General features: G+C 66.4%; 22 protein-coding genes and 1 tRNA gene. 9 read left to right on the forward strand and 14 right to left on the reverse strand.

Annotation, left to right across the window (positions count from 1 at the left end):
* Positions 1 to 7: 7 nt before the first annotated feature.
* Together ACR9FL_RS02150 and fdxA are read right to left on the reverse strand one after the other, a co-directional pair.
* A complete protein-coding gene (locus ACR9FL_RS02150; protein WP_105564399.1) occupies positions 8 to 568 on the reverse strand; it encodes a CarD family transcriptional regulator in 561 nt (186 codons plus the stop codon).
* A 312-nt stretch (positions 569 to 880) separates the two neighbouring features.
* The gene (fdxA, locus tag ACR9FL_RS02155; protein ID WP_184270003.1) at positions 881 to 1,222 is read right to left on the reverse strand and encodes a ferredoxin FdxA; all 342 of its coding nucleotides are present in this window, start codon (positions 1,220 to 1,222) and stop codon (positions 881 to 883) included.
* A 169-nt stretch (positions 1,223 to 1,391) separates the two neighbouring features.
* On the opposite strand from fdxA, the gene ACR9FL_RS02160 reads away from it, so the two are divergent.
* Positions 1,392 to 2,015: a YceI family protein gene (locus ACR9FL_RS02160; RefSeq protein ID WP_436356924.1), complete on the forward strand. Its 624-nt coding sequence runs from the start codon at positions 1,392 to 1,394 to the stop codon at positions 2,013 to 2,015.
* 44 nt (positions 2,016 to 2,059) lie between these two features.
* On the opposite strand, the gene ACR9FL_RS02165 is transcribed toward ACR9FL_RS02160, so the two are convergent.
* Positions 2,060 to 2,350 (reverse strand): RNA-binding S4 domain-containing protein, encoded by a 291-nt coding sequence (locus ACR9FL_RS02165; protein ID WP_436356925.1) that lies wholly within the window; start codon positions 2,348 to 2,350, stop codon positions 2,060 to 2,062.
* Positions 2,347 to 4,845 (reverse strand): helicase-related protein, encoded by a 2,499-nt coding sequence (locus ACR9FL_RS02170; RefSeq protein ID WP_436356926.1) that lies wholly within the window; start codon positions 4,843 to 4,845, stop codon positions 2,347 to 2,349. The genes ACR9FL_RS02165 and ACR9FL_RS02170 overlap by 4 nt, the downstream gene beginning before the upstream one ends.
* A gap of 262 nt (positions 4,846 to 5,107) precedes the next feature.
* Between ACR9FL_RS02170 and ACR9FL_RS02175 the strand changes: the two genes are divergently transcribed.
* The 5 genes from ACR9FL_RS02175 (at position 5,108) to ACR9FL_RS02195 (ending at position 6,294) form a co-directional block, all read left to right on the forward strand.
* Positions 5,108 to 5,184: transfer RNA gene (locus ACR9FL_RS02175), tRNA-Arg, on the forward strand.
* A gap of 147 nt (positions 5,185 to 5,331) precedes the next feature.
* Entirely contained in the window at positions 5,332 to 5,496 is a 165-nt protein-coding gene (locus ACR9FL_RS02180) for a hypothetical protein (protein ID WP_436356927.1), read from the forward strand.
* Positions 5,493 to 5,678, forward strand: coding sequence for a hypothetical protein (locus ACR9FL_RS02185; RefSeq protein WP_436356928.1), 186 nt, complete (start codon positions 5,493 to 5,495; stop codon positions 5,676 to 5,678). Before ACR9FL_RS02180 ends, ACR9FL_RS02185 begins: the two co-directional genes overlap by 4 nt.
* The gene (locus ACR9FL_RS02190; RefSeq protein ID WP_436356929.1) at positions 5,675 to 6,025 is read left to right on the forward strand and encodes a hypothetical protein; all 351 of its coding nucleotides are present in this window, start codon (positions 5,675 to 5,677) and stop codon (positions 6,023 to 6,025) included. Before ACR9FL_RS02185 ends, ACR9FL_RS02190 begins: the two co-directional genes overlap by 4 nt.
* Positions 6,022 to 6,294, forward strand: a complete 273-nt coding sequence (locus tag ACR9FL_RS02195; protein WP_436356930.1) for a hypothetical protein — start codon at positions 6,022 to 6,024, stop codon at positions 6,292 to 6,294. Before ACR9FL_RS02190 ends, ACR9FL_RS02195 begins: the two co-directional genes overlap by 4 nt.
* A 428-nt stretch (positions 6,295 to 6,722) precedes the next feature.
* Here the strand turns inward: ACR9FL_RS02195 and ACR9FL_RS02200 are convergent, their stop codons facing one another.
* From ACR9FL_RS02200 to rhmD, 10 genes are all read right to left on the reverse strand, one after another.
* Entirely contained in the window at positions 6,723 to 7,097 is a 375-nt protein-coding gene (locus ACR9FL_RS02200; RefSeq protein ID WP_436356931.1) for a hypothetical protein, read from the reverse strand.
* Positions 7,094 to 7,633, reverse strand: coding sequence for a glycoside hydrolase family protein (locus ACR9FL_RS02205; RefSeq protein ID WP_436356932.1), 540 nt, complete (start codon positions 7,631 to 7,633; stop codon positions 7,094 to 7,096). Before ACR9FL_RS02205 ends, ACR9FL_RS02200 begins: the two co-directional genes overlap by 4 nt.
* A gap of 291 nt (positions 7,634 to 7,924) precedes the next feature.
* Positions 7,925 to 8,245: a hypothetical protein gene (locus ACR9FL_RS02210; RefSeq protein WP_436356933.1), complete on the reverse strand. Its 321-nt coding sequence runs from the start codon at positions 8,243 to 8,245 to the stop codon at positions 7,925 to 7,927.
* The gene (locus ACR9FL_RS02215; RefSeq protein ID WP_436356934.1) at positions 8,242 to 8,685 is read right to left on the reverse strand and encodes a hypothetical protein; all 444 of its coding nucleotides are present in this window, start codon (positions 8,683 to 8,685) and stop codon (positions 8,242 to 8,244) included. The genes ACR9FL_RS02210 and ACR9FL_RS02215 overlap by 4 nt, the downstream gene beginning before the upstream one ends.
* 53 nt (positions 8,686 to 8,738) lie before the next feature.
* Positions 8,739 to 9,086, reverse strand: a complete 348-nt coding sequence (locus tag ACR9FL_RS02220) for a hypothetical protein (protein ID WP_436356935.1) — start codon at positions 9,084 to 9,086, stop codon at positions 8,739 to 8,741.
* 26 nt (positions 9,087 to 9,112) lie between these two features.
* On the reverse strand, positions 9,113 to 9,949 hold the full coding sequence (locus ACR9FL_RS02225) for a hypothetical protein (protein ID WP_436356936.1): 837 nt from the start codon (positions 9,947 to 9,949) through the stop codon (positions 9,113 to 9,115).
* On the reverse strand, positions 9,949 to 10,386 hold the full coding sequence (locus ACR9FL_RS02230) for a hypothetical protein (protein WP_436356937.1): 438 nt from the start codon (positions 10,384 to 10,386) through the stop codon (positions 9,949 to 9,951). Before ACR9FL_RS02230 ends, ACR9FL_RS02225 begins: the two co-directional genes overlap by 1 nt.
* A gap of 74 nt (positions 10,387 to 10,460) precedes the next feature.
* Entirely contained in the window at positions 10,461 to 11,216 is a 756-nt protein-coding gene (locus ACR9FL_RS02235) for an SDR family NAD(P)-dependent oxidoreductase (RefSeq protein ID WP_436356938.1), read from the reverse strand.
* A complete protein-coding gene (locus ACR9FL_RS02240; protein ID WP_296172412.1) occupies positions 11,213 to 12,076 on the reverse strand; it encodes a fumarylacetoacetate hydrolase family protein in 864 nt (287 codons plus the stop codon). Before ACR9FL_RS02240 ends, ACR9FL_RS02235 begins: the two co-directional genes overlap by 4 nt.
* A gap of 12 nt (positions 12,077 to 12,088) precedes the next feature.
* The gene (rhmD, locus tag ACR9FL_RS02245) at positions 12,089 to 13,282 is read right to left on the reverse strand and encodes an L-rhamnonate dehydratase (RefSeq protein ID WP_436356940.1); all 1,194 of its coding nucleotides are present in this window, start codon (positions 13,280 to 13,282) and stop codon (positions 12,089 to 12,091) included.
* A 150-nt stretch (positions 13,283 to 13,432) separates the two neighbouring features.
* Here rhmD and ACR9FL_RS02250 point away from each other — a divergent pair, with 150 nt between their 5' ends.
* The 3 genes from ACR9FL_RS02250 to lldD are packed head-to-tail and all read left to right on the forward strand — an operon-like array spanning position 13,433 to position 16,183.
* Positions 13,433 to 14,230, forward strand: coding sequence for an IclR family transcriptional regulator (locus ACR9FL_RS02250; protein WP_436356941.1), 798 nt, complete (start codon positions 13,433 to 13,435; stop codon positions 14,228 to 14,230).
* Positions 14,231 to 14,256: 26 nt separating this feature from the next.
* Entirely contained in the window at positions 14,257 to 15,033 is a 777-nt protein-coding gene (locus ACR9FL_RS02255) for an SDR family NAD(P)-dependent oxidoreductase (RefSeq protein WP_436356943.1), read from the forward strand.
* A 10-nt stretch (positions 15,034 to 15,043) separates the two neighbouring features.
* Complete coding sequence (gene lldD / locus ACR9FL_RS02260; protein ID WP_436356944.1) at positions 15,044 to 16,183, forward strand: FMN-dependent L-lactate dehydrogenase LldD; 1,140 nt, start codon at positions 15,044 to 15,046, stop codon at positions 16,181 to 16,183.
* Positions 16,184 to 16,192 lie beyond the last annotated feature (9 nt).

Genomic DNA, 16,192 nt, shown 5'->3' on the forward strand with positions numbered 1-16,192 from the left:
CCGTGGGTCAGGCGGCTTCGGCCTCGGCCTCGGCGGCGGCCAGTTCAGCGGCGGTCGGGACCGGCTTCTTGGCGCTCAGCGACTTGGCGAGAAGGGCGACGGCGGCGTCCTTGTCGATGCGGTTGGCGGCGGCGACTTCGCGGGCCATGCGGTCCAGGGCCGATTCGTAGAGCTGACGCTCCGAATAGGACTGTTCCGGCTGGGTGTCGGCGCGGTGTAGGTCGCGAACCACTTCGGCGATCGAGATCAGGTCGCCGGAGTTGATCTTGGCTTCGTATTCCTGGGCGCGGCGCGACCACATGGTGCGCTTGACGCGAGCGCGGCCCTTGAGGGTCGTCAGGGCCTTGGTGACGGTGTCGTCGGCGGCCAGGGTGCGCAGACCGGCGGTCTTGGCCTTCTTGGTCGGGACGCGCAGGGTCATCTTTTCATGGTCGAAGGTCACGACATAGACCTCCAGCGACATGCCGGCGACTTCCTGAGTCTCGATGGCGGCCACCTTGCCGACGCCGTGCGCGGGATAGACCACCGCATCGCCAACCTTGAATTCCAGACCGGTCTTGCTCGTCATGTCATTCCTTTCCCGGAACAGGAGCCAGGCGAGGCGCTGAGCGCGGCCGATGGGCGAAAACAACCCCGCCGCCGGAAACTGGTCCCGTCGGTTGGGCGGTCAGGTCACACATCAGAAGCGAAAGCGGATCACCGAACCTCTGGCCGACCCCGTCTGTTCGGCGGGGGACTGTCGCAAACGCGGGCGGCGCGCATGACTGCGGAACCGCCCGTTTCGAATAGGGAGGAACCTATCATAAAATTAGGAAATCTCAAAACATCCACAGGACGACTGAGCGGTTCCGGCACTTTGTGACCGGATTGTGTTCAGGACTTAGGAGCCCTTGCCGGGCTTGGTGCTGAAGTATTTCTCGAACTTGCCGGTCTCGCGCTCATATTGCTCGCGGTCGGCGGGGGGCGTGCCCTTGACCGTGATGTTGGGCCAGACCTTGGCGTATTCCGCGTTGACCTGCAGCCACTTGCCGTCGGGCTCGTCCTCGGTGTCGGGGACGATGGCGTCGACGGGGCATTCCGGTTCGCAGACGCCGCAGTCGATGCATTCGTCGGGGGCGATGACCAGGAAGTTCTCGCCCTCGTAGAAGCAGTCCACGGGGCAGACCTCGACACAGTCCATGAACTTACATTTCACGCAGGCGTCGGTGACGATGTAGGTCATGGCGGTCGGGCGGGCTCTTTGGCGCAATCAGGGTCGAGGGCGGGCAAATGGCCCCCTCGGAACCAACTGTCAACCGAAGGCGCTGTCGCGGTCATGCCGCCTCGGCTTGACGGCGGGGTCCCTATTCGCATCTGGTCGGATTACAGATCAGCCCTGAAAGGACGTCTTCATGCGTTTCGCCCCTCGCACCGCTCTCGTCGGCGCTCTCGCTTTCAGCCTGCTGGCAGGCGGCGCCGTGGTCGCCCAGTCGGCCATGACCCGCGTCCCTGCCGAGGTTCAGGCGGGCGCCTACAAGCTGGACCCCAGCCACGGCAAGATCACCTGGTCGGTCGATCACCTGGGCTTCTCGAAATACTATGGCCAGTTCGTCAATGTGTCGGCGGAGCTGACGCTGGACCCGGCCAATCCCTCGGCTTCGACCCTGACGGCGACCATTCCGCTGACCGATGTGGCCCCGAACGACGACGGGTTGAAGCGCCACCTGCAGACGGCGGACTTCTTCGATACCGCCAATCACCCGGTCGCCACCTTCCGCTCAGTCCATATCATGATCGACCCGAGCGAGCCGAACGAGGCTGTGGTGCACGGCGAACTGTCCCTGCGCGGCGTGACCAAGCCCGTGACCATGGAGGTTGAGTTCAACCAGGCGGGCCAGACGCGCGGCGGTTACAAGGCCGGCTTCGACGGTGAGGCGACCATCAAACGTTCCGACTTCGGCATCACCTATGCCCTGCCGGGCGTGTCGGACGAGGTGGAACTGCATATCGAAGGCGAGTTCGTGAAGCAGGGCTAAGGCATTGCCTTGGGTGAATGCGCTTCGCGCGGCTTGAGCCCAGTTCAGTCTATGAGAACGTAGAGGGCGCGGGCTTCCTCGGGAGGGCCGCGCCTTTCGCCCAATTGCAGCACGCGCACGGCGATCAGCCGCCCGCCCTGGGCGAACAGGATGTCGTCGCCGGGGTGGACGCTGCGGCTGGGCTTGTCGAGGCGGGTCTGGACGCCGTGATGGGTCAGGCGGATGGCGCCGCGCTCGACCATGTCGGCGGCCAGACCGCGGGTCTTGGCGAAGCGGGCGCGCCACAGCCACAGGTCGATGCGGCAGCTCTGCACGGCCTCGTGCGTAGGGGTCACGTGGAGGCGGCCTTGCGTCTCGGACGGCGCTTGCGGCGCGGGGGTGCGGGCGGTTGGGTCAACTGGGCCAGGGCGGCGAAGGGCGAATCCTTGGGCGGCGGCGCGGGCTTGCCCGGACGCGGAGCCTTGTCGGCGCGGGGAACGCGAAGGGCCGCTTGAACCTGCTTCGTCTGTTCGGCGGTCCAGCCGAGTTCAGTCAGGGCCTCCTGCGGCAGCGGGGTCTTGCCTGCCGCGCGTGACAGCTCGGCGAAGCGTTCCAGTGTTTCGACCGGCGCGGTCCATGATCCGACGGCGCGACGACCAAAGGCGGCCAGCGCGCGGGGCGACGGCGCGGAGGCGGGCAGGGGCGACAGGGCCTCGCCGCCGGGGCGGAAGGGCTCGGTCACAAAGGCCTGGGCCAGCAGCCGGGCGCGGGGCTTGAGCGCGCCGGGCAGCCAGACGGAATGGGCGCCGATGCGGATGGCGAAGGTCTTGACCGTGCGCCGCTCGTGCTGGCTCAGGGCGGCCAGATCCCGTTCCACGTCTACGCGCGGAATGACGCCGCCCGCCTCGATCAGGCGAAACGCCAGACCGCGCGGCAGGCCGGTCAGGGCGCCGCTGTCCACCGCCTGACGCAGGCGACGCAGCTCGCGCAGGGCGCGGCCCGCCTCGGACGCCAGCCAGGCCTCTATGCGCCGCTGCGCCCGTTCACGCGCCGGAACCGGGCCGAGGTCGCCCAACAGCCGCACGCGCGGGGCGAAGGGATCGTCGTTGAGGATGCGGGCCGTCAAAGCGCCCTTCCACAGCACGTCGCCGCCGCCTGAACGCGGATTGGGAATGACGCTGAAGGCCTCGTCGGCCTCCGCCGCCAGCTTGCCGAGGCGCCGCGCGATCTCTGGTCCGACGGCGCGCGTCGCGGCTTGACGCAGGGCGCGATCGGCCAGCGCCGAGCCGCCGGCGTCGGGGGTGAAGCACACGCCCTCCAGATGACCGACGACCTCGCCCTCGACCGTGACCTCGCCGTCGTCGGCCACGCCCGCCAGGGTGTCCGAACGCACGTTCAGCGCCCGCATCAGGGCCGTGGTGCGCCGGTCGACGAAACGCGCCGTCAGCCGTTCGTGCAGGACGTCGGACAGGCGCTCCTCCAGCGCCTTGGTCTTGTCGCGCCAGCCTTGCGCCTGATCCATCCAGTCGGGGCGGTTGGCGATATAGGCCAGGGTCCGCACGCCCGCGAGGCGCGCCGACAGCTGGTCGATCTGGCCGTCGTCGCGGTCCAGATCATTGAAGCGCGGGGCGACCCAGTCCTCGGTCAGGCGCCCGCGACGGCTGGTCAAGGCGGTGAAAATTTCCTTCGACAGGCGCGCGTGTTCGTCCAGGGTGGTCTTTTGGAAGTCCGGCAGTTGGCAGGTCTCCCATAGCCGCATCAGGGCGCCGCGCGACCGGGCGACCTTCTTGACGTCCTCATCGACCGCGAAGCGCCGCAGCAGGGTTTCGTCCAGGGCCTGGGCCGTCAGCCGCAGCCCGAAGCGTTCAGGGCTGACGGTCAGCGAGCGCAGTAGGTCGGGCAGGGTGTCGAAATCCAGTCGCCCGTGGCGCCACTCGGCGGCCTCGACCGGATCGAAACGATGGCTGACCACCTGTTCGAGGATGTCCTCGTCCAGGTCCTCGGCCTCGCCGGTGACGCCGAAGGTGCCGTCGCGCAGGTGGCGCCCGGCGCGCCCGGCGATCTGGCCGATCTCGGACGCGTGCAGCCAGCGGGTGCGCGTGCCGTCGAACTTCCTGAGCCCTGCGAAGGCGACGTGGTCGACGTCCATGTTCAGCCCCATGCCGATGGCGTCGGTGGCGACCAGGAAGTCCACCTCACCCGACTGGAACAGCTCGACCTGGGCGTTGCGGGTGCGCGGCGACAGGCTGCCCATGACCACGGCGGCCCCGCCTCTCTGGCGGCGCAGCAGTTCGGCGATGGCGTAGACTCGTTCCGTTGAAAAGGCGACGACGGCGCTGCGGCGGGGCAGGCGGGTCAGCTTTTTCGACCCGGCATAGGAGAGGGTGGACAGGCGCTCGCGCGTGACGATCTCGGCCTCGGGGACCAGGACGCGGATCAGCGGGGCCATGGTCCCGGCCCCCAGGAACATGGTCTCGAACCGGCCGCGCGCGTGCAGCAGGCGCTGGGTGAAGACGTGGCCGCGTTCCGGGTCGGCGACCAGCTGGATTTCGTCGACCGCCAGAAACTCGACCTGGCGCTCCAGCGGCATGGCCTCGACGGTGCAGACGAAATAGGCCGGGCGCGGCGGGACGATCTTCTCCTCGCCGGTGATCAGGGCGACGGCGGCGGCCCCCCGCTGCTTGACGATCCGCTCATAGATCTCGCGCGCCAGCAGGCGCAGCGGCAGGCCGATCATGCCCGAGGCGTGACCCAGCATCCGCTCGACCGCCAGATGGGTCTTGCCGGTGTTGGTGGGGCCCAGGATCGCCGTGACGCGCGATGGGGCCAGACCTGCGGAACGATCACTCATGTCAGCTTCAAGGTGGAGAAGCACGGCGGGTTTCTCAAGCGAAACCGCGCGACGAGGAAAGAATGAACAGAAGCTTTCCAGCGCCTGGAACGGGCGCGAAACGAATCATGACCGAATCAGCGACACGGCCCGATTCAGGATTTGTTCTCCACAACATATTGTAGCTTAACGGGGATTAATCGCTAGGAGTTTCTTGCCGGGTGGATAACTGCGGCGCGGCGTCTTTCCCTGACCGCCGCGACCCGCTAGGGACGACGGCAACGGCCCCGTAGCTCAGCTGCATAGAGCAAGGCTTTCCTAAAGCCGAGGTCGCAGGTTGGAGTCCTGCCGGGGTCGCCATGTATTTGGCGCATGTCGTTGAAATTACTAGACTAATTCGGTGCCGATGATGTTCAACCCCACAGCGGACCCCATGCAGTGATGGGCTTGTTCTCTTTACGTTCTCAATTGTAGGAGTCCCTCGGGTCGGCAACCTCGGAGGATGACATGGACACGCAACCCTGCGGCCCAGACGAAGCGTTTGCCCGCGAGCTGGCTGAACTGGACCGGGAGCTTGAAGCCCGATCCGAACCTCAGATGCCCGAGAAAACCGTCAGCCTTCTAGCGGGCCTGATCGCGGGCATGACCCATGTCGGGAGGCCGGCGCGATGACCGGTGCCAACGACGCCTACCTGGCGGACTTGATGTTGCAGTTGGTCGGCCTCGACCTGACCAGCGCCGACGGGCGGGCCGGGGCAGGGGCCATCCTGCGCGAGATCGAGACCCTGGCGCCGGGGTCGATAGCGAGGATGCAGGCCGGACTGGAACGTCGGCGCGGCGTCCAGTTGCAATGACCCCCAAGACTGTTAGCGATCTGGTCGATGGCGGTGTCCGCGTCACCCGATCATGCCAATGGTGCACCGATTTCGGAGAGGTGGACCTCCAGCGCATCGCGCGTGAGAAGGGGCCAGACTACCCCATGCTCGACCACCTACCGCTCTGCACCAATGGCGACTGTAAGGGGATGATCCGCTTTCAGGCTCACCGGGGCATGCGCGCAGATTGGCTGATGACTCCGGAAGGCTATGCGAAGTTTCAGACGCATAGCGACTGGCTGTTCCAGACCAAGACCATCGAAACGCGGAGAGCTGCCCTGAAACAGCGCAGGTCGGCGCCGACTCAGATAGACGACCGGGCATGACCCCCGACGAACTGACCGCCGCCATCGACGCTATGGCGGCCGCTGCAGGCGACAATCCCGACCTACTGCCAGGACTGATCGAGGCCAACAGCACCGACTGGTGCGAGACCATTTATCAGATCGAGCGCACCGCCAAGACGCTCGACGAGGGCATCCGGCATCGCGGCGTCAAGGTCGCTGTATCGTCCCTGTTCGAAACGAAGGTGCTGGCCCGCGCCGAGGCGGGCGACCGAGGCGCGCCGTATCGCGATCTGACATCCAGGATCTAAAATCGAGACGCCCCCGCCGGCTTAGGGACGACGGGGGCGCTTAGTCCCCTCCCAGGGACTACACAGACAGCAAAGCGGCCAGCCCTGCCTGTCTGCAAGGGGTGAACAACCCGGAGGCCGTTCGGTTCCAAACACAGGAAAGCCCGCCCCGGTGGACCGGAGCGGGCCTGATAGCGGAGCCTTCCGGCTCGACGCTAATGGACGGTAATGGAGCCTAATGGAGCTAGCCTGGCAGCAATCGTCGCCACCACGGCCGTTTGATCCGTCTAACCGCAGCCGCATCCCGCGCTTCGCAGGCCGTCACGATCTCCACCACGTCCGACGTCCGGCCGTTGGCGCGGGCGAGCTGACCGGTTTGCTCGATCCCGAACACCTGCCAGTCGGTCTCGACGGCGTCGGCCGGCGGCAGGGCTGCGGACGGAACAGGCTCAGTCCACCCGCTCGGGATCAGCGAGGAGCACCCGACAGTCGGGCCCAGCACTTGGGTTGACCCGGCACACCCCGAGGCGAGTAGCGCGATTGGCAGAAGAGCGATCAGGGGATTGGCGAACATCGGAGGCTCCTTGGTTGACGGCGTTGGTGATTTGGTCGTCGCGGTCGTCGGCGCGGTCACGGACGGCGCTGGCGTCCTGCGCAGCGGCTGTGCGGCCCTCGGCCATGGTCTGGCCCGCGTCGGCCTTGCGAACGGCGTGTGCGGCGTCCTGACGGGCATCCAGCGCGCACCACCCAAGCAGAACGAGAGTGAGGGCCAGAATGGCGGCAATCAGCCAGCCGGTGGCGGTCAGGGTGCGGAGGACGTTCATCGCCCGGTCCTCATCTGCTCAGCCAAGCGGACAGCGCGGCCTTTGACCTGCTTGGCCCAGAGCGAGGCGAGCATCCCGCGAGAGGCACCCGCGTAGTCCCCGGCCTGGACCATGGCGAGCGTGTTCTTGAAGCCTAGCAGGCCCTTCACGCCGAGGTTGAACGCCATGTTCTGCAGGACGCGCCGACGCACCGGGTCCAGCCCGGCTATCCAGGGCAGGGCGGCGGCCAGTTCGGCGTTGTGCTCCAGGACATCCTGTCTCAGCGCAGTATCAGCCTGGGCTTCGGTCCAGACCGTGCCCGGTTGCACGTGGGCGTGGCCGTAGCCGATCGTCCAGACGCCTACGGTGTCCTTGTAGGCCTTCAGGCGCAGGCCCTCGTCGCGCTTCAGGTCGGCGATCAGTTGGGAGTCGACCTCGATCTGACCGCCGAGGCCGAACGCATCAGCGACAGCGTCGATCAGGGGAACGTGGGCGGGCAGCAGCTTTCCACCGGGCGCAAACGGGCGCACGGCGTCGAACAGGGCCTTACGGTCCATGTCGGTCTCCAGTTCAGATTGTGGGGATAGGTGATTTTACGTATGATGAACGTCGGTCGTCATGAAACCGGCTCAGGGAGGGGCTGCGCCAATGAAGAACGCCGTCATTCTACGCATGCTATCCGATGCTCCGGGAGGAGGCCTTCGGACTTGGTTCGAGTTCGCGCCGCTGGTGAACGGCCGTCCTCGTCGCCGTCCCGATCATATGATGGCGTCGGCTGAGAGCGCGGCTCGGCGGGCACGAGCCCACGGGTTTGAGACCGATGACGAAGTCATCGACTACCGAGTGCGCTAGCCGACCTCGGACTTCGCCTTGGCGATCTCGACCTCGGACACGGGCTGGGAAGCGGCCGCCGCATCGATCGCGCGGTTCGCCATGTCCTGCTGGCCGGCATTGACCACCTTGGCGAAGTAGAAGCCGAGGATCAGCAGCATCCCGTCCTTGAACAGGCCGACGATGGTCTGGACGCTTTCTCGGTAATCGGCAGGGATATGTGGACCCACCCAGGCGATCATGGGCGTGTAGAGCAGGCAGCCAGCAAGAAATCCCAATGCCAAAATGGTGGTCGTCTGCGGCATGGGAGGGAAGCGGATGATGATGGGGAGGTTCATGATACAGCCCTCGCGTGGGCGTCGATCACGGCTTTGAGCTGCCGGATCTCGCCCTCTTGTTGGACGGTCTTCTCGATGGCGGCGTCACGCTCTGCACGGACCCGGTCGAGGTCGGCTTGCATCTGCTTCACCTGGCCCTCGAACGTGACGGTTCGGTCGTGCGCGGCGGCGAGGTCCGCCTCGAAACGCACGGCGACCTGCTGGAGCCGCTCGATCTCCTCCCGCAGGCCGCTTGTCACTTCGGTAAAGGCAGTCGCGGTGGCTGCGATCACCGCCGCTTCACCGGTCGCATGGGCGTTAGCGGCGGTAGCGTCCACGGCGCGGCGCGACGGACGTTGAGCCCAAGCGGTCAGCACCCCGCCGAGCCCGAGGGCCGTCAAAAGTGCGGCTATCCCTTCCCATGAAGCGAAGGGCATGCCGATGTGATGGCCTGCAGACATGCGGGCTCCTACGCGATGGTTTGTGGTGGATGGCCCAGCGCAAACCGGGTTCGTCAGCCGGCGACGAGGGTCGAGGCGCTGACCGTTCCGACTGCATCCTCATCGACCTGCGCCTGAATGCGCTGAACTTCGGCCTCCATCACTGTCAGCGCGTAACCGATCTGCGAAACCAGATTGTTGATCACCGCCTGCATGTTGTCGGTCAGGTTCGCGGCGAGATCCGGCAGCAGAACGCCGGCCTCGACCACGGTCTTGGTCTGAAGGACTGAGGCGACCTCGGCGGCAATGGGCAGTTGAAGGGCCTCGATGCGGCGGATGCGTTTCCGGCGCGCTTCGTCATCTTGACGCAGAGCGGCAATCTCGGCCTGCAGGACTTCCGCAGGCGATTGGGTCTTGGCCATCTTGGCCTCCTCGGTTGTGAAGTGGATTACGCCGCCGTCAGGGCGGCGACCTCGGCCTCAAGGGCCTCGATGCGGGAAAGGGCCTGCTCATGGCGGGCTTCCAGATAGCCGGTGTCGTTGGCCAACTGGCGGACGGCCGCGAACAGGGAACTGATCATGGCCATTGGATCGACCGCCAAAGGACGGCGGAAGGTCACGCCGTCTTCATCGACGACCGCGCCTTCCAAGTCCTCGACCGGCCCCTCGGGGTCCAGAGCTTCGCCGCCGACCGTCCACAGCGGGTTGATCTCCCGCAAAGCCTGGGCGCTGAAGCCGAGCGCATGGACGCCGTCCTGAACCCGATCATACTGGATCTGACCCGCGCTCAGGACGTCGCGAACAGCGGCGGGGTCGTTGCTGACGGCCTCGATGTTTTCCTTCAGGTCCAGGTCGCACGTGGGGGTAAAAGCGGGGGCGAAAAGGGTTACGTTGAAGCTGAAGTTCGCGCCATTGATCCCCATTTCTCGGGAGCCAATAGCGAAGCCGCCTGTTCCGTCGCCGCTTGCCAGATATTTGCGAGCAGAGACATGACCGCTCGCGTCGCGTTGAACCAGAGTGCTAGGCGTCCATGCCGCTCCAGTGGCGGTGATCGTGGCGCTGTTGGCCAGGCCAGTGATCGTGCCCACCGCCTGAGTGCCGGTGTGGTTGGCGCGGTTCAGCAAGGTGGCGTCGGGACTATTCGCTTGAGGGTGGACATGGTCGGCGCGAGCACTCTGGGCTGACGAGCCTCGGGACGCAGACCCCAGCGCGGCCGGCGCCCCGGTCGTCGCAAGCGAGCCGTAACCAAGGCCGTTGATAATGGTCGTCGAAAGCGGAATGGCCATCAGCGGTCTCCGAATATCGGCCGAACGGCCGGCGTGGCGGTGTTGAAGATCAACGAGGCGCGACGCGTCATCGTGTCGAACACCCGGTCATGACAGGGCTTCCAGTCAGAGCCGCCGGCGCTCAGCCAGAAGTCGAGATCTCGATCGTTCTTCTCGGCGTGAGGCCCAGCCACCCGGCAATAGGCGGCCTTCAGCGCAATCTGGGACATGATGCTGATGCAGGCCGACGGCAGGCCCAGCGCCACGGTCGGCGTGTTGTCGTCGCAGGCCCACAGAGCGTCTGATGTTTCGTCCCAAGGAAAGAAGCTGACCCTCAGCCCCCTGCCGTCCAGAAAGTGAACCCCGCCGATGGCGTCGTCAGCGCGCTCATAACCCGGGTGGCGTGAGGCGAAGGCCTCGACCACATCACGATCAGCGTGAATGTCCCAGTCGATCATCTGCCCTCCGCGCCACGGCGGCAGCGCTCCGCGAAGATCGGCGGCGCGACTGCCCACAAGAATGGCCCGGCCCGTCATGCAGCCCAGATCAGGTCATCGCCCGTCGTCGGGTCCAGAAGCTGCTCCAGCGTGGTCGGATGGACGAGCCAGTCATACCCGGCCGGCGGACCCGACCCTGCATAACCCGACACATCCACAAGGAGAGGCGTCATGGGTCCGCCAGTCTGTGCGTGCGGCCACGGGATCGTCGGCCCGCTGAAGCTCTCTCCCCCGGCGATGAAGCCCGACATGGCGGCGGCGCCGGGATAGGTCGCCACCGCATCAGCGTAGAGCGACCAGTTGACGCGGTCCTGCTGGGCCGTCGTGTCCCACCACCAGCTCTCGTTGTAGAGAAACGGCGCGTAGTAGACGGCGGCGTAAGTGCGACCGGTCGCCATCGCCGTGGGGGTCACGGCGCGGCAGCAGTAGAAGACGCCGTTCAGATTGATGTCGACGACGCGTTTCCAGCTGTCGAGCGGGAACTCGTGCACCGGCACGGTGGCGCCGGTGATGCCGGCCGAGGCGACCAGGATGTCGATCCGACCGCCCAGGGCCTGGTGCGACTCGGCGGCGGCGGCGGCGACCGCGTCGGGGTCGGCCACGTCCAGTGCGACGGTGGCCACGGCGCCGACTTCCTCGGCGGCGGCCTTCAGTGTCTCGGAATTGAGGTCCCACAGAACGACCTTGCCGCCCTCGGCGACGATGCGGGCGGCCGAGGCCTTGCCCAGGCCCGAGGCGCCGCCGGTGACGACGGCGGTGCGGCCGGTGAAACGTCCCTGATAGGCGCTCATGCCACCAGGTCCTTGGACCAGGCGACGACCGATTGACGCTGGCTGCCCAGCTTCTCGATCCCCAGCTCCATGACGTCGCCGGCCTTGAGGTAGAAGGGCTCGGGTTTCTGGCCCAGGCCGACGCCGGGCGGGGTGCCGGTGGTGATCAGGTCGCCGGGCTCCAGGGTCATGAACTGGCTGACGTAGGACACGATCTCGGCCACGCCGAAGATCATGGTCTGGGTATTGCCGGTCTGCATGCGCTTGCCGTTGAGGTCCAGCCACATGTCGAGCTTCTGAACATCGCCGACCTCATCCGTGGTGACGATCCAGGGACCGACCGGGCCGAAGGTGTCGCAACCCTTGCCCTTGTCCCAGGTGCCGCCGCGCTCGGTCTGGAAGGCGCGCTCGGACACGTCGTTGATCAGGACGTAGCCGGCGACGTGGTCCAGGGCGTCGGCCTGTTCGACGTAGGAGGCGCGTTGGCCGATGACGATGCCGAGCTCGACCTCCCAGTCGGTCTTTTCAGAGCCGCGCGGGATGACAACGGTGTCGTTCGGACCTGTCAGGCAGGAGACCGCCTTGGTGAAAACCACGGGCTCAGCCGGGATCGGCAGGTTGGACTCGGCGGCGTGGTCGGCGAAGTTCAGGCCGATGGCGATGAATTTGCGCACGCCGTTGACCGGTACGCCGTAGCGCGGCTGGCCTTCGACCAGGGGCAGGCTCTCAGGATCAATGGCCTTCAGCGCGGCGAGACCTTCGCCCCACAACTGGTCCGGGGTGATGTCGGCGACGACGCCGGACAGGTCGCGGATGCGACCCTCGGCGTCGAGCGTGCCGGGCTTTTCCTGGCCCTTGGGGCCGTAACGCAACAGTTTCATTTGGGGCTCTTTTTAGCGTGCGTAGGGGCGATGCAGGGCGATGTCGCGGTTCAGCTCGACGCCGAAGCCGGGCGTGTCGGGAACCTTCAGCTTGCCGTTCACCGGAACGGGCTCGCCGATCAGTTGCGGATGGAACATGGGCACGACCTCGTCGGCGCCGGGAGCCATCATCAGGAACTCGGCGAACGGGCTGTTATGGCGCGTCACGACGAAGTGGTAGGAATAGACGGACGATCCGTGCGGGATCATCAGCACGCCCTTGGCGTCGGCCATGGCGGAGATCTTGATCAGCTCGGTGACGCCGCCGCACCAGCCCACGTCGGGCTGGATGATGTCGCAGCATTCCATTTCCAGCAGCATGCGGAAGCCCCAGCGGGTGGCCTCATGCTCGCCGGTGGTGACCAGCATCCCCTTGGGCGCGTTCTTCTTCAGCGCCTGATAGCCCCAGTAGTCGTCGGGGCTGAGGGCCTCTTCGATCCACTTCAGACCCATCTTGTGGGCCTCAACGGCCAGGCGGGTGGCGTAGTTGAGGTCCAGCGCCATCCAGCAGTCGAACATCAGCCAGAAGTCGTCGCCGCAGGCGTTGCGCATGGCCTCCAGCTCGGCCAGGTTCTTGCGCAGGCCCTCTTCACCCTCGGCGGGGCCGTGGTGCAGGGGCATCTTGCCGCCGATGAAGCCAAGCTCCTTGGCTTTGTCGGGGCGTGCGCCGGTGGCGTAGAAGGTCAGTTCGTCGCGCACAGGTCCGCCCAGCATGGCGAAGACCGGCTCCTGACGCAGGCGGCCCAGCAGGTCCCATAGGGCCAGATCGACGCCGGAGATGGCGTTCACCACCAGACCCTTGCGGCCATAATACTGGGTCGAGAAATACATCTGATCCCAGATCTTCTCGACCTCGGACGGATCGCGGCCTTCCAGGAAGCGGGCCAGGTGCTTTTCGACGATATAGGCGGCCGGTTCGCCGCCGGTCGTCACCGCGAAACCAACGACGCCGTTCTCGGCCTCGATCTCCACGACCAGGGTGCCCAGCACATTGATGCCGAAGCTGCGACGGCTCTGACGATATTCCGGATATTTCGCCATCGGCGTGGCGATGTGGTCGTCGATCCAGTGGCCGTCGCCCTGGTCGTGATAGTCGGCGCCGCCCCCGGTCCCGTCGTTTTTCACAACAAATGCGCGGACGTGTTTGATTTTCGGCAGTCGGCTCATTGGCAAATCACCGAAATACGGTAATCGGCTCCCATCATGCGGGATTTCACTGGCGTTCCTCCGTGCGACCCGTCAAACTTGCCAACCATTTGAGCGGCCCGCTTGCGTGTTTTGCTACATTCTGGGAATGAGGATTACGAGATGGGACGAATGACGTCAATCAAGACCGAGCAAGTCGAGGGCGAAGAGGAAACCGGGGTCAAGGCCTCCGGCAGCCAGACCCTGCTGCGTGGCCTGGATGTCATCGACGCGTTGATCGAGGGTTCGCTGCCGCTGGCCGAGCTGTCGGAGAAGCTGGAGCTGACCCGCAGCACCACCCACCGCCTGGCCTCGGCCCTGGTGGATCGGCGTCTGCTGTCCTTCCGCCCGCGCGAGGGTTACTCGCTCGGTCCCAAGCTGCTGGAGCTGGGTCACGCCGCCAGCCAGCAGATGCACCTGCCGCGCGTGGCGCGCCCCTGGCTGGAGCATCTGTCGGCGGTGACCGACGATACCGTGCACCTGGGCGTGCTGGACGGCCGCTTCGCTCTTTATCTGGACAAGGTGCCTGGACGTCGCCGCGTCAATATCGGTTCGCGCCTTGGGGAGCGTCACCCCATCGCCTCGACCGGCCTGGGCAAGGCCCTGATCCTCGACAAGTCCGAGCCGGAGTGGAGCGACTTCTACGCCCCCGAGGGCGCGCCGGTTGATTCCGCCGCCCGCGCCGTCTGGATGGAACGGATGCGCGGCTATGCCGAAAAGGGCTACGCCTTCGACCTTGAGGAAAACGAGGATCAGGTCCGCTGCGTCGCCGCGCCGATCCGTTCGGTCGATGGCCATGTGGTGGCCGCGATCAGCGTCTCTTCCGCCGCACAATACATGTCCGACGCCCGGATGGCCGAGTTGACCAAGACGGTCACCGACGCCGCCAACGCCATCAGCGGCGACCTGGGCTGGACCCCCAAACCCTGAACTCATTGAGACTGTACGGAGCCTCCATGCTGCTTAAAGACAAGGTCGTCCTCATTACCGGAGGATCGCGAGGCATCGGGGCCGCCGTGGCCGTGGAAATGGCCAAACAGGGCGCGGACGTGGCGATCAACAGCTACGCCGGCGGCGAGGCTGCGGCTGAAGTCATCGCCGCCGTCGAGGCCCATGGTCGGCGCTGCCTCTTTGTCGAGGGCGACGTGGCCCTGCCGGAAACGGCGACGGCTTTCGTGAACGCGGCGGTGGAGGCCTTCGGCAAGGTGGACGTCTTTGTCTCCAACGCCGGCATCTGCCCCTTCCACGCCTTCCTCGACATGCCCGCCGAGACGCTGAAGCGGACGATGGAGGTCAACCTGCACGGGGCCTACTTCATGACCCAGGCGGCGGCGAACCAGATGGTCAAGCAGGGCCCAGATTCACAAGGGAGGGGCGGGGCGATCGTCGCCATCAGCTCGATCTCGGCCCTGGTCGGCGGCGAGTTCCAGACCCACTACACCCCGACCAAGGCGGGCGTGCACAGCCTGATGCAGTCCTGCGCCATCGCCCTGGGCAAGCACGGGATCCGCTGCAACTCGGTGCTGCCGGGCACCATCCTGACCGACATCAACAAGGACGACCTGTCCGATCCGAAGAAGCGCGAATACATGGAAGGCCGCATCCCGCTGGGCCGTCTGGGGCAGCCCGAAGACATCGGCGGCGCGGTCGCCTTCCTGGCCTCGGACATGGCGGCCTATGTCACCGGCGCGGCCCTGCTGGTCGACGGCGGCGCCTTCGTGAACCTGCAATAGGGCGCTTGGCGTGAAGGCGGCCTCCATCACCGACTATCGCGAGCTGGCTCGTCGGCGCCTGCCGCGTTTCCTGTTCGAATACATCGACGGCGGCTCCTACGCCGAGACGACGCTGGGGCGGAACATCTCCGACCTGCGCGACGTGGCCCTGCGTCAGAGGGTGCTGCGCGACGTGTCGGACATCGACCTGTCGGCGACCCTGTTCGGGCAGAAGCAAAGCCTGCCGGTGGCCCTGGCGCCGGTCGGGCTAGCCGGGATGAACGCGCGGCGCGGGGAGGTTCAGGCCGCCCGCGCCGCCGCCGCCTTCGGCGTGCCCTTCACCCTGTCCACGGTCGGGGCCTGTTCGATCGGCGAGGTGGCGGCGGGCAGTTCGGCGCTCTTCTGGTTCCAGCTCTACATGATCCGCGACCGCGCCTTCATGGCCGACCTGTTGGATCTGGCCGAGGCGGCCAAATGTCCGGCCTTGATCTTCACCGTCGACATGCCTGTGCCGGGCTCGCGCTATCGCGACTATCACTCAGGGTTGGCGGGGGCGTCAGGCTTCGTCGGCGACATGCGTCGGGCCATGCAGGCAGTCAGCCATCCGGGCTGGGCCTGGGACGTGGGCGTCAGGGGCGGTCCGCATTCGTTGGGCAATGTCGCCCCGGTGCTGAAGGGCAAGACCGGCATCGACGACTTCTTCGCCTGGATGCGCGACAACTTCGATCCCACCGTGACCTGGGACGACCTCGCCTGGGTGCGCGAGCGCTGGAAGGGGCCGTTGATCATCAAGGGCGTGCTGGACGCCGATGACGCCAAGCGTGTCGCCGATCTGGGCGCGGACGGCCTAGTGGTGTCGAACCATGGCGGGCGTCAGCTGGACGGGGTCCTGTCCTCGACCCGCGCCCTGCCGCCCATCGCCGACGCCGTTGAAGGTCGGCTGACCATCCTGGCCGATGGCGGGATTCGCTCCGGCCTGGACGTGGTGCGGATGCTGGCCCTGGGCGCCGACGGCGTGCTGATCGGCCGGGCCTGGGCCTATGCCCTGGCCGCGCGCGGCGAGGCGGGCGTCAGCCATGTGCTGAACCTGATGGCCGCCGAGATGAAGGTGGCCATGGCCCTGACCGGGGTGACGCGCGTCGATCAACTGGACCGCAACGCCCTGGCTTGATCCGCCGGG

The organism is Brevundimonas sp. CEF1, from assembly GCF_051353055.1.
Classification (GTDB): Bacteria; Pseudomonadota; Alphaproteobacteria; order Caulobacterales; family Caulobacteraceae; genus Brevundimonas.

Excerpts from the sequence above, each read along its gene's own strand:
- ACR9FL_RS02150 (WP_105564399.1), bottom strand. The coding sequence starts at position 568 with ATGACGAGCAAGACCGGTCTGGAATTCAAGGTTGGCGATGCGGTGGTC.
- fdxA (WP_184270003.1), bottom strand. The coding sequence starts at position 1,222 with ATGACCTACATCGTCACCGACGCCTGCGTGAAATGTAAGTTCATGGAC.
- ACR9FL_RS02160 (WP_436356924.1), top strand. The coding sequence starts at position 1,392 with ATGCGTTTCGCCCCTCGCACCGCTCTCGTCGGCGCTCTCGCTTTCAGC.
- ACR9FL_RS02170 (WP_436356926.1), bottom strand. The coding sequence starts at position 4,845 with ATGAGTGATCGTTCCGCAGGTCTGGCCCCATCGCGCGTCACGGCGATC.
- ACR9FL_RS02180 (WP_436356927.1), top strand. The coding sequence starts at position 5,332 with ATGGACACGCAACCCTGCGGCCCAGACGAAGCGTTTGCCCGCGAGCTG.
- ACR9FL_RS02185 (WP_436356928.1), top strand. The coding sequence starts at position 5,493 with ATGACCGGTGCCAACGACGCCTACCTGGCGGACTTGATGTTGCAGTTG.
- ACR9FL_RS02190 (WP_436356929.1), top strand. The coding sequence starts at position 5,675 with ATGACCCCCAAGACTGTTAGCGATCTGGTCGATGGCGGTGTCCGCGTC.
- ACR9FL_RS02195 (WP_436356930.1), top strand. The coding sequence starts at position 6,022 with ATGACCCCCGACGAACTGACCGCCGCCATCGACGCTATGGCGGCCGCT.
- ACR9FL_RS02200 (WP_436356931.1), bottom strand. The coding sequence starts at position 7,097 with ATGAACGTCCTCCGCACCCTGACCGCCACCGGCTGGCTGATTGCCGCC.
- ACR9FL_RS02205 (WP_436356932.1), bottom strand. The coding sequence starts at position 7,633 with ATGGACCGTAAGGCCCTGTTCGACGCCGTGCGCCCGTTTGCGCCCGGT.
- ACR9FL_RS02210 (WP_436356933.1), bottom strand. The coding sequence starts at position 8,245 with ATGAACCTCCCCATCATCATCCGCTTCCCTCCCATGCCGCAGACGACC.
- ACR9FL_RS02215 (WP_436356934.1), bottom strand. The coding sequence starts at position 8,685 with ATGTCTGCAGGCCATCACATCGGCATGCCCTTCGCTTCATGGGAAGGG.
- ACR9FL_RS02220 (WP_436356935.1), bottom strand. The coding sequence starts at position 9,086 with ATGGCCAAGACCCAATCGCCTGCGGAAGTCCTGCAGGCCGAGATTGCC.
- ACR9FL_RS02225 (WP_436356936.1), bottom strand. The coding sequence starts at position 9,949 with ATGGCCATTCCGCTTTCGACGACCATTATCAACGGCCTTGGTTACGGC.
- ACR9FL_RS02230 (WP_436356937.1), bottom strand. The coding sequence starts at position 10,386 with ATGATCGACTGGGACATTCACGCTGATCGTGATGTGGTCGAGGCCTTC.
- ACR9FL_RS02235 (WP_436356938.1), bottom strand. The coding sequence starts at position 11,216 with ATGAGCGCCTATCAGGGACGTTTCACCGGCCGCACCGCCGTCGTCACC.
- ACR9FL_RS02240 (WP_296172412.1), bottom strand. The coding sequence starts at position 12,076 with ATGAAACTGTTGCGTTACGGCCCCAAGGGCCAGGAAAAGCCCGGCACG.
- rhmD (WP_436356940.1), bottom strand. The coding sequence starts at position 13,282 with ATGAGCCGACTGCCGAAAATCAAACACGTCCGCGCATTTGTTGTGAAA.
- ACR9FL_RS02250 (WP_436356941.1), top strand. The coding sequence starts at position 13,433 with ATGACGTCAATCAAGACCGAGCAAGTCGAGGGCGAAGAGGAAACCGGG.
- ACR9FL_RS02255 (WP_436356943.1), top strand. The coding sequence starts at position 14,257 with ATGCTGCTTAAAGACAAGGTCGTCCTCATTACCGGAGGATCGCGAGGC.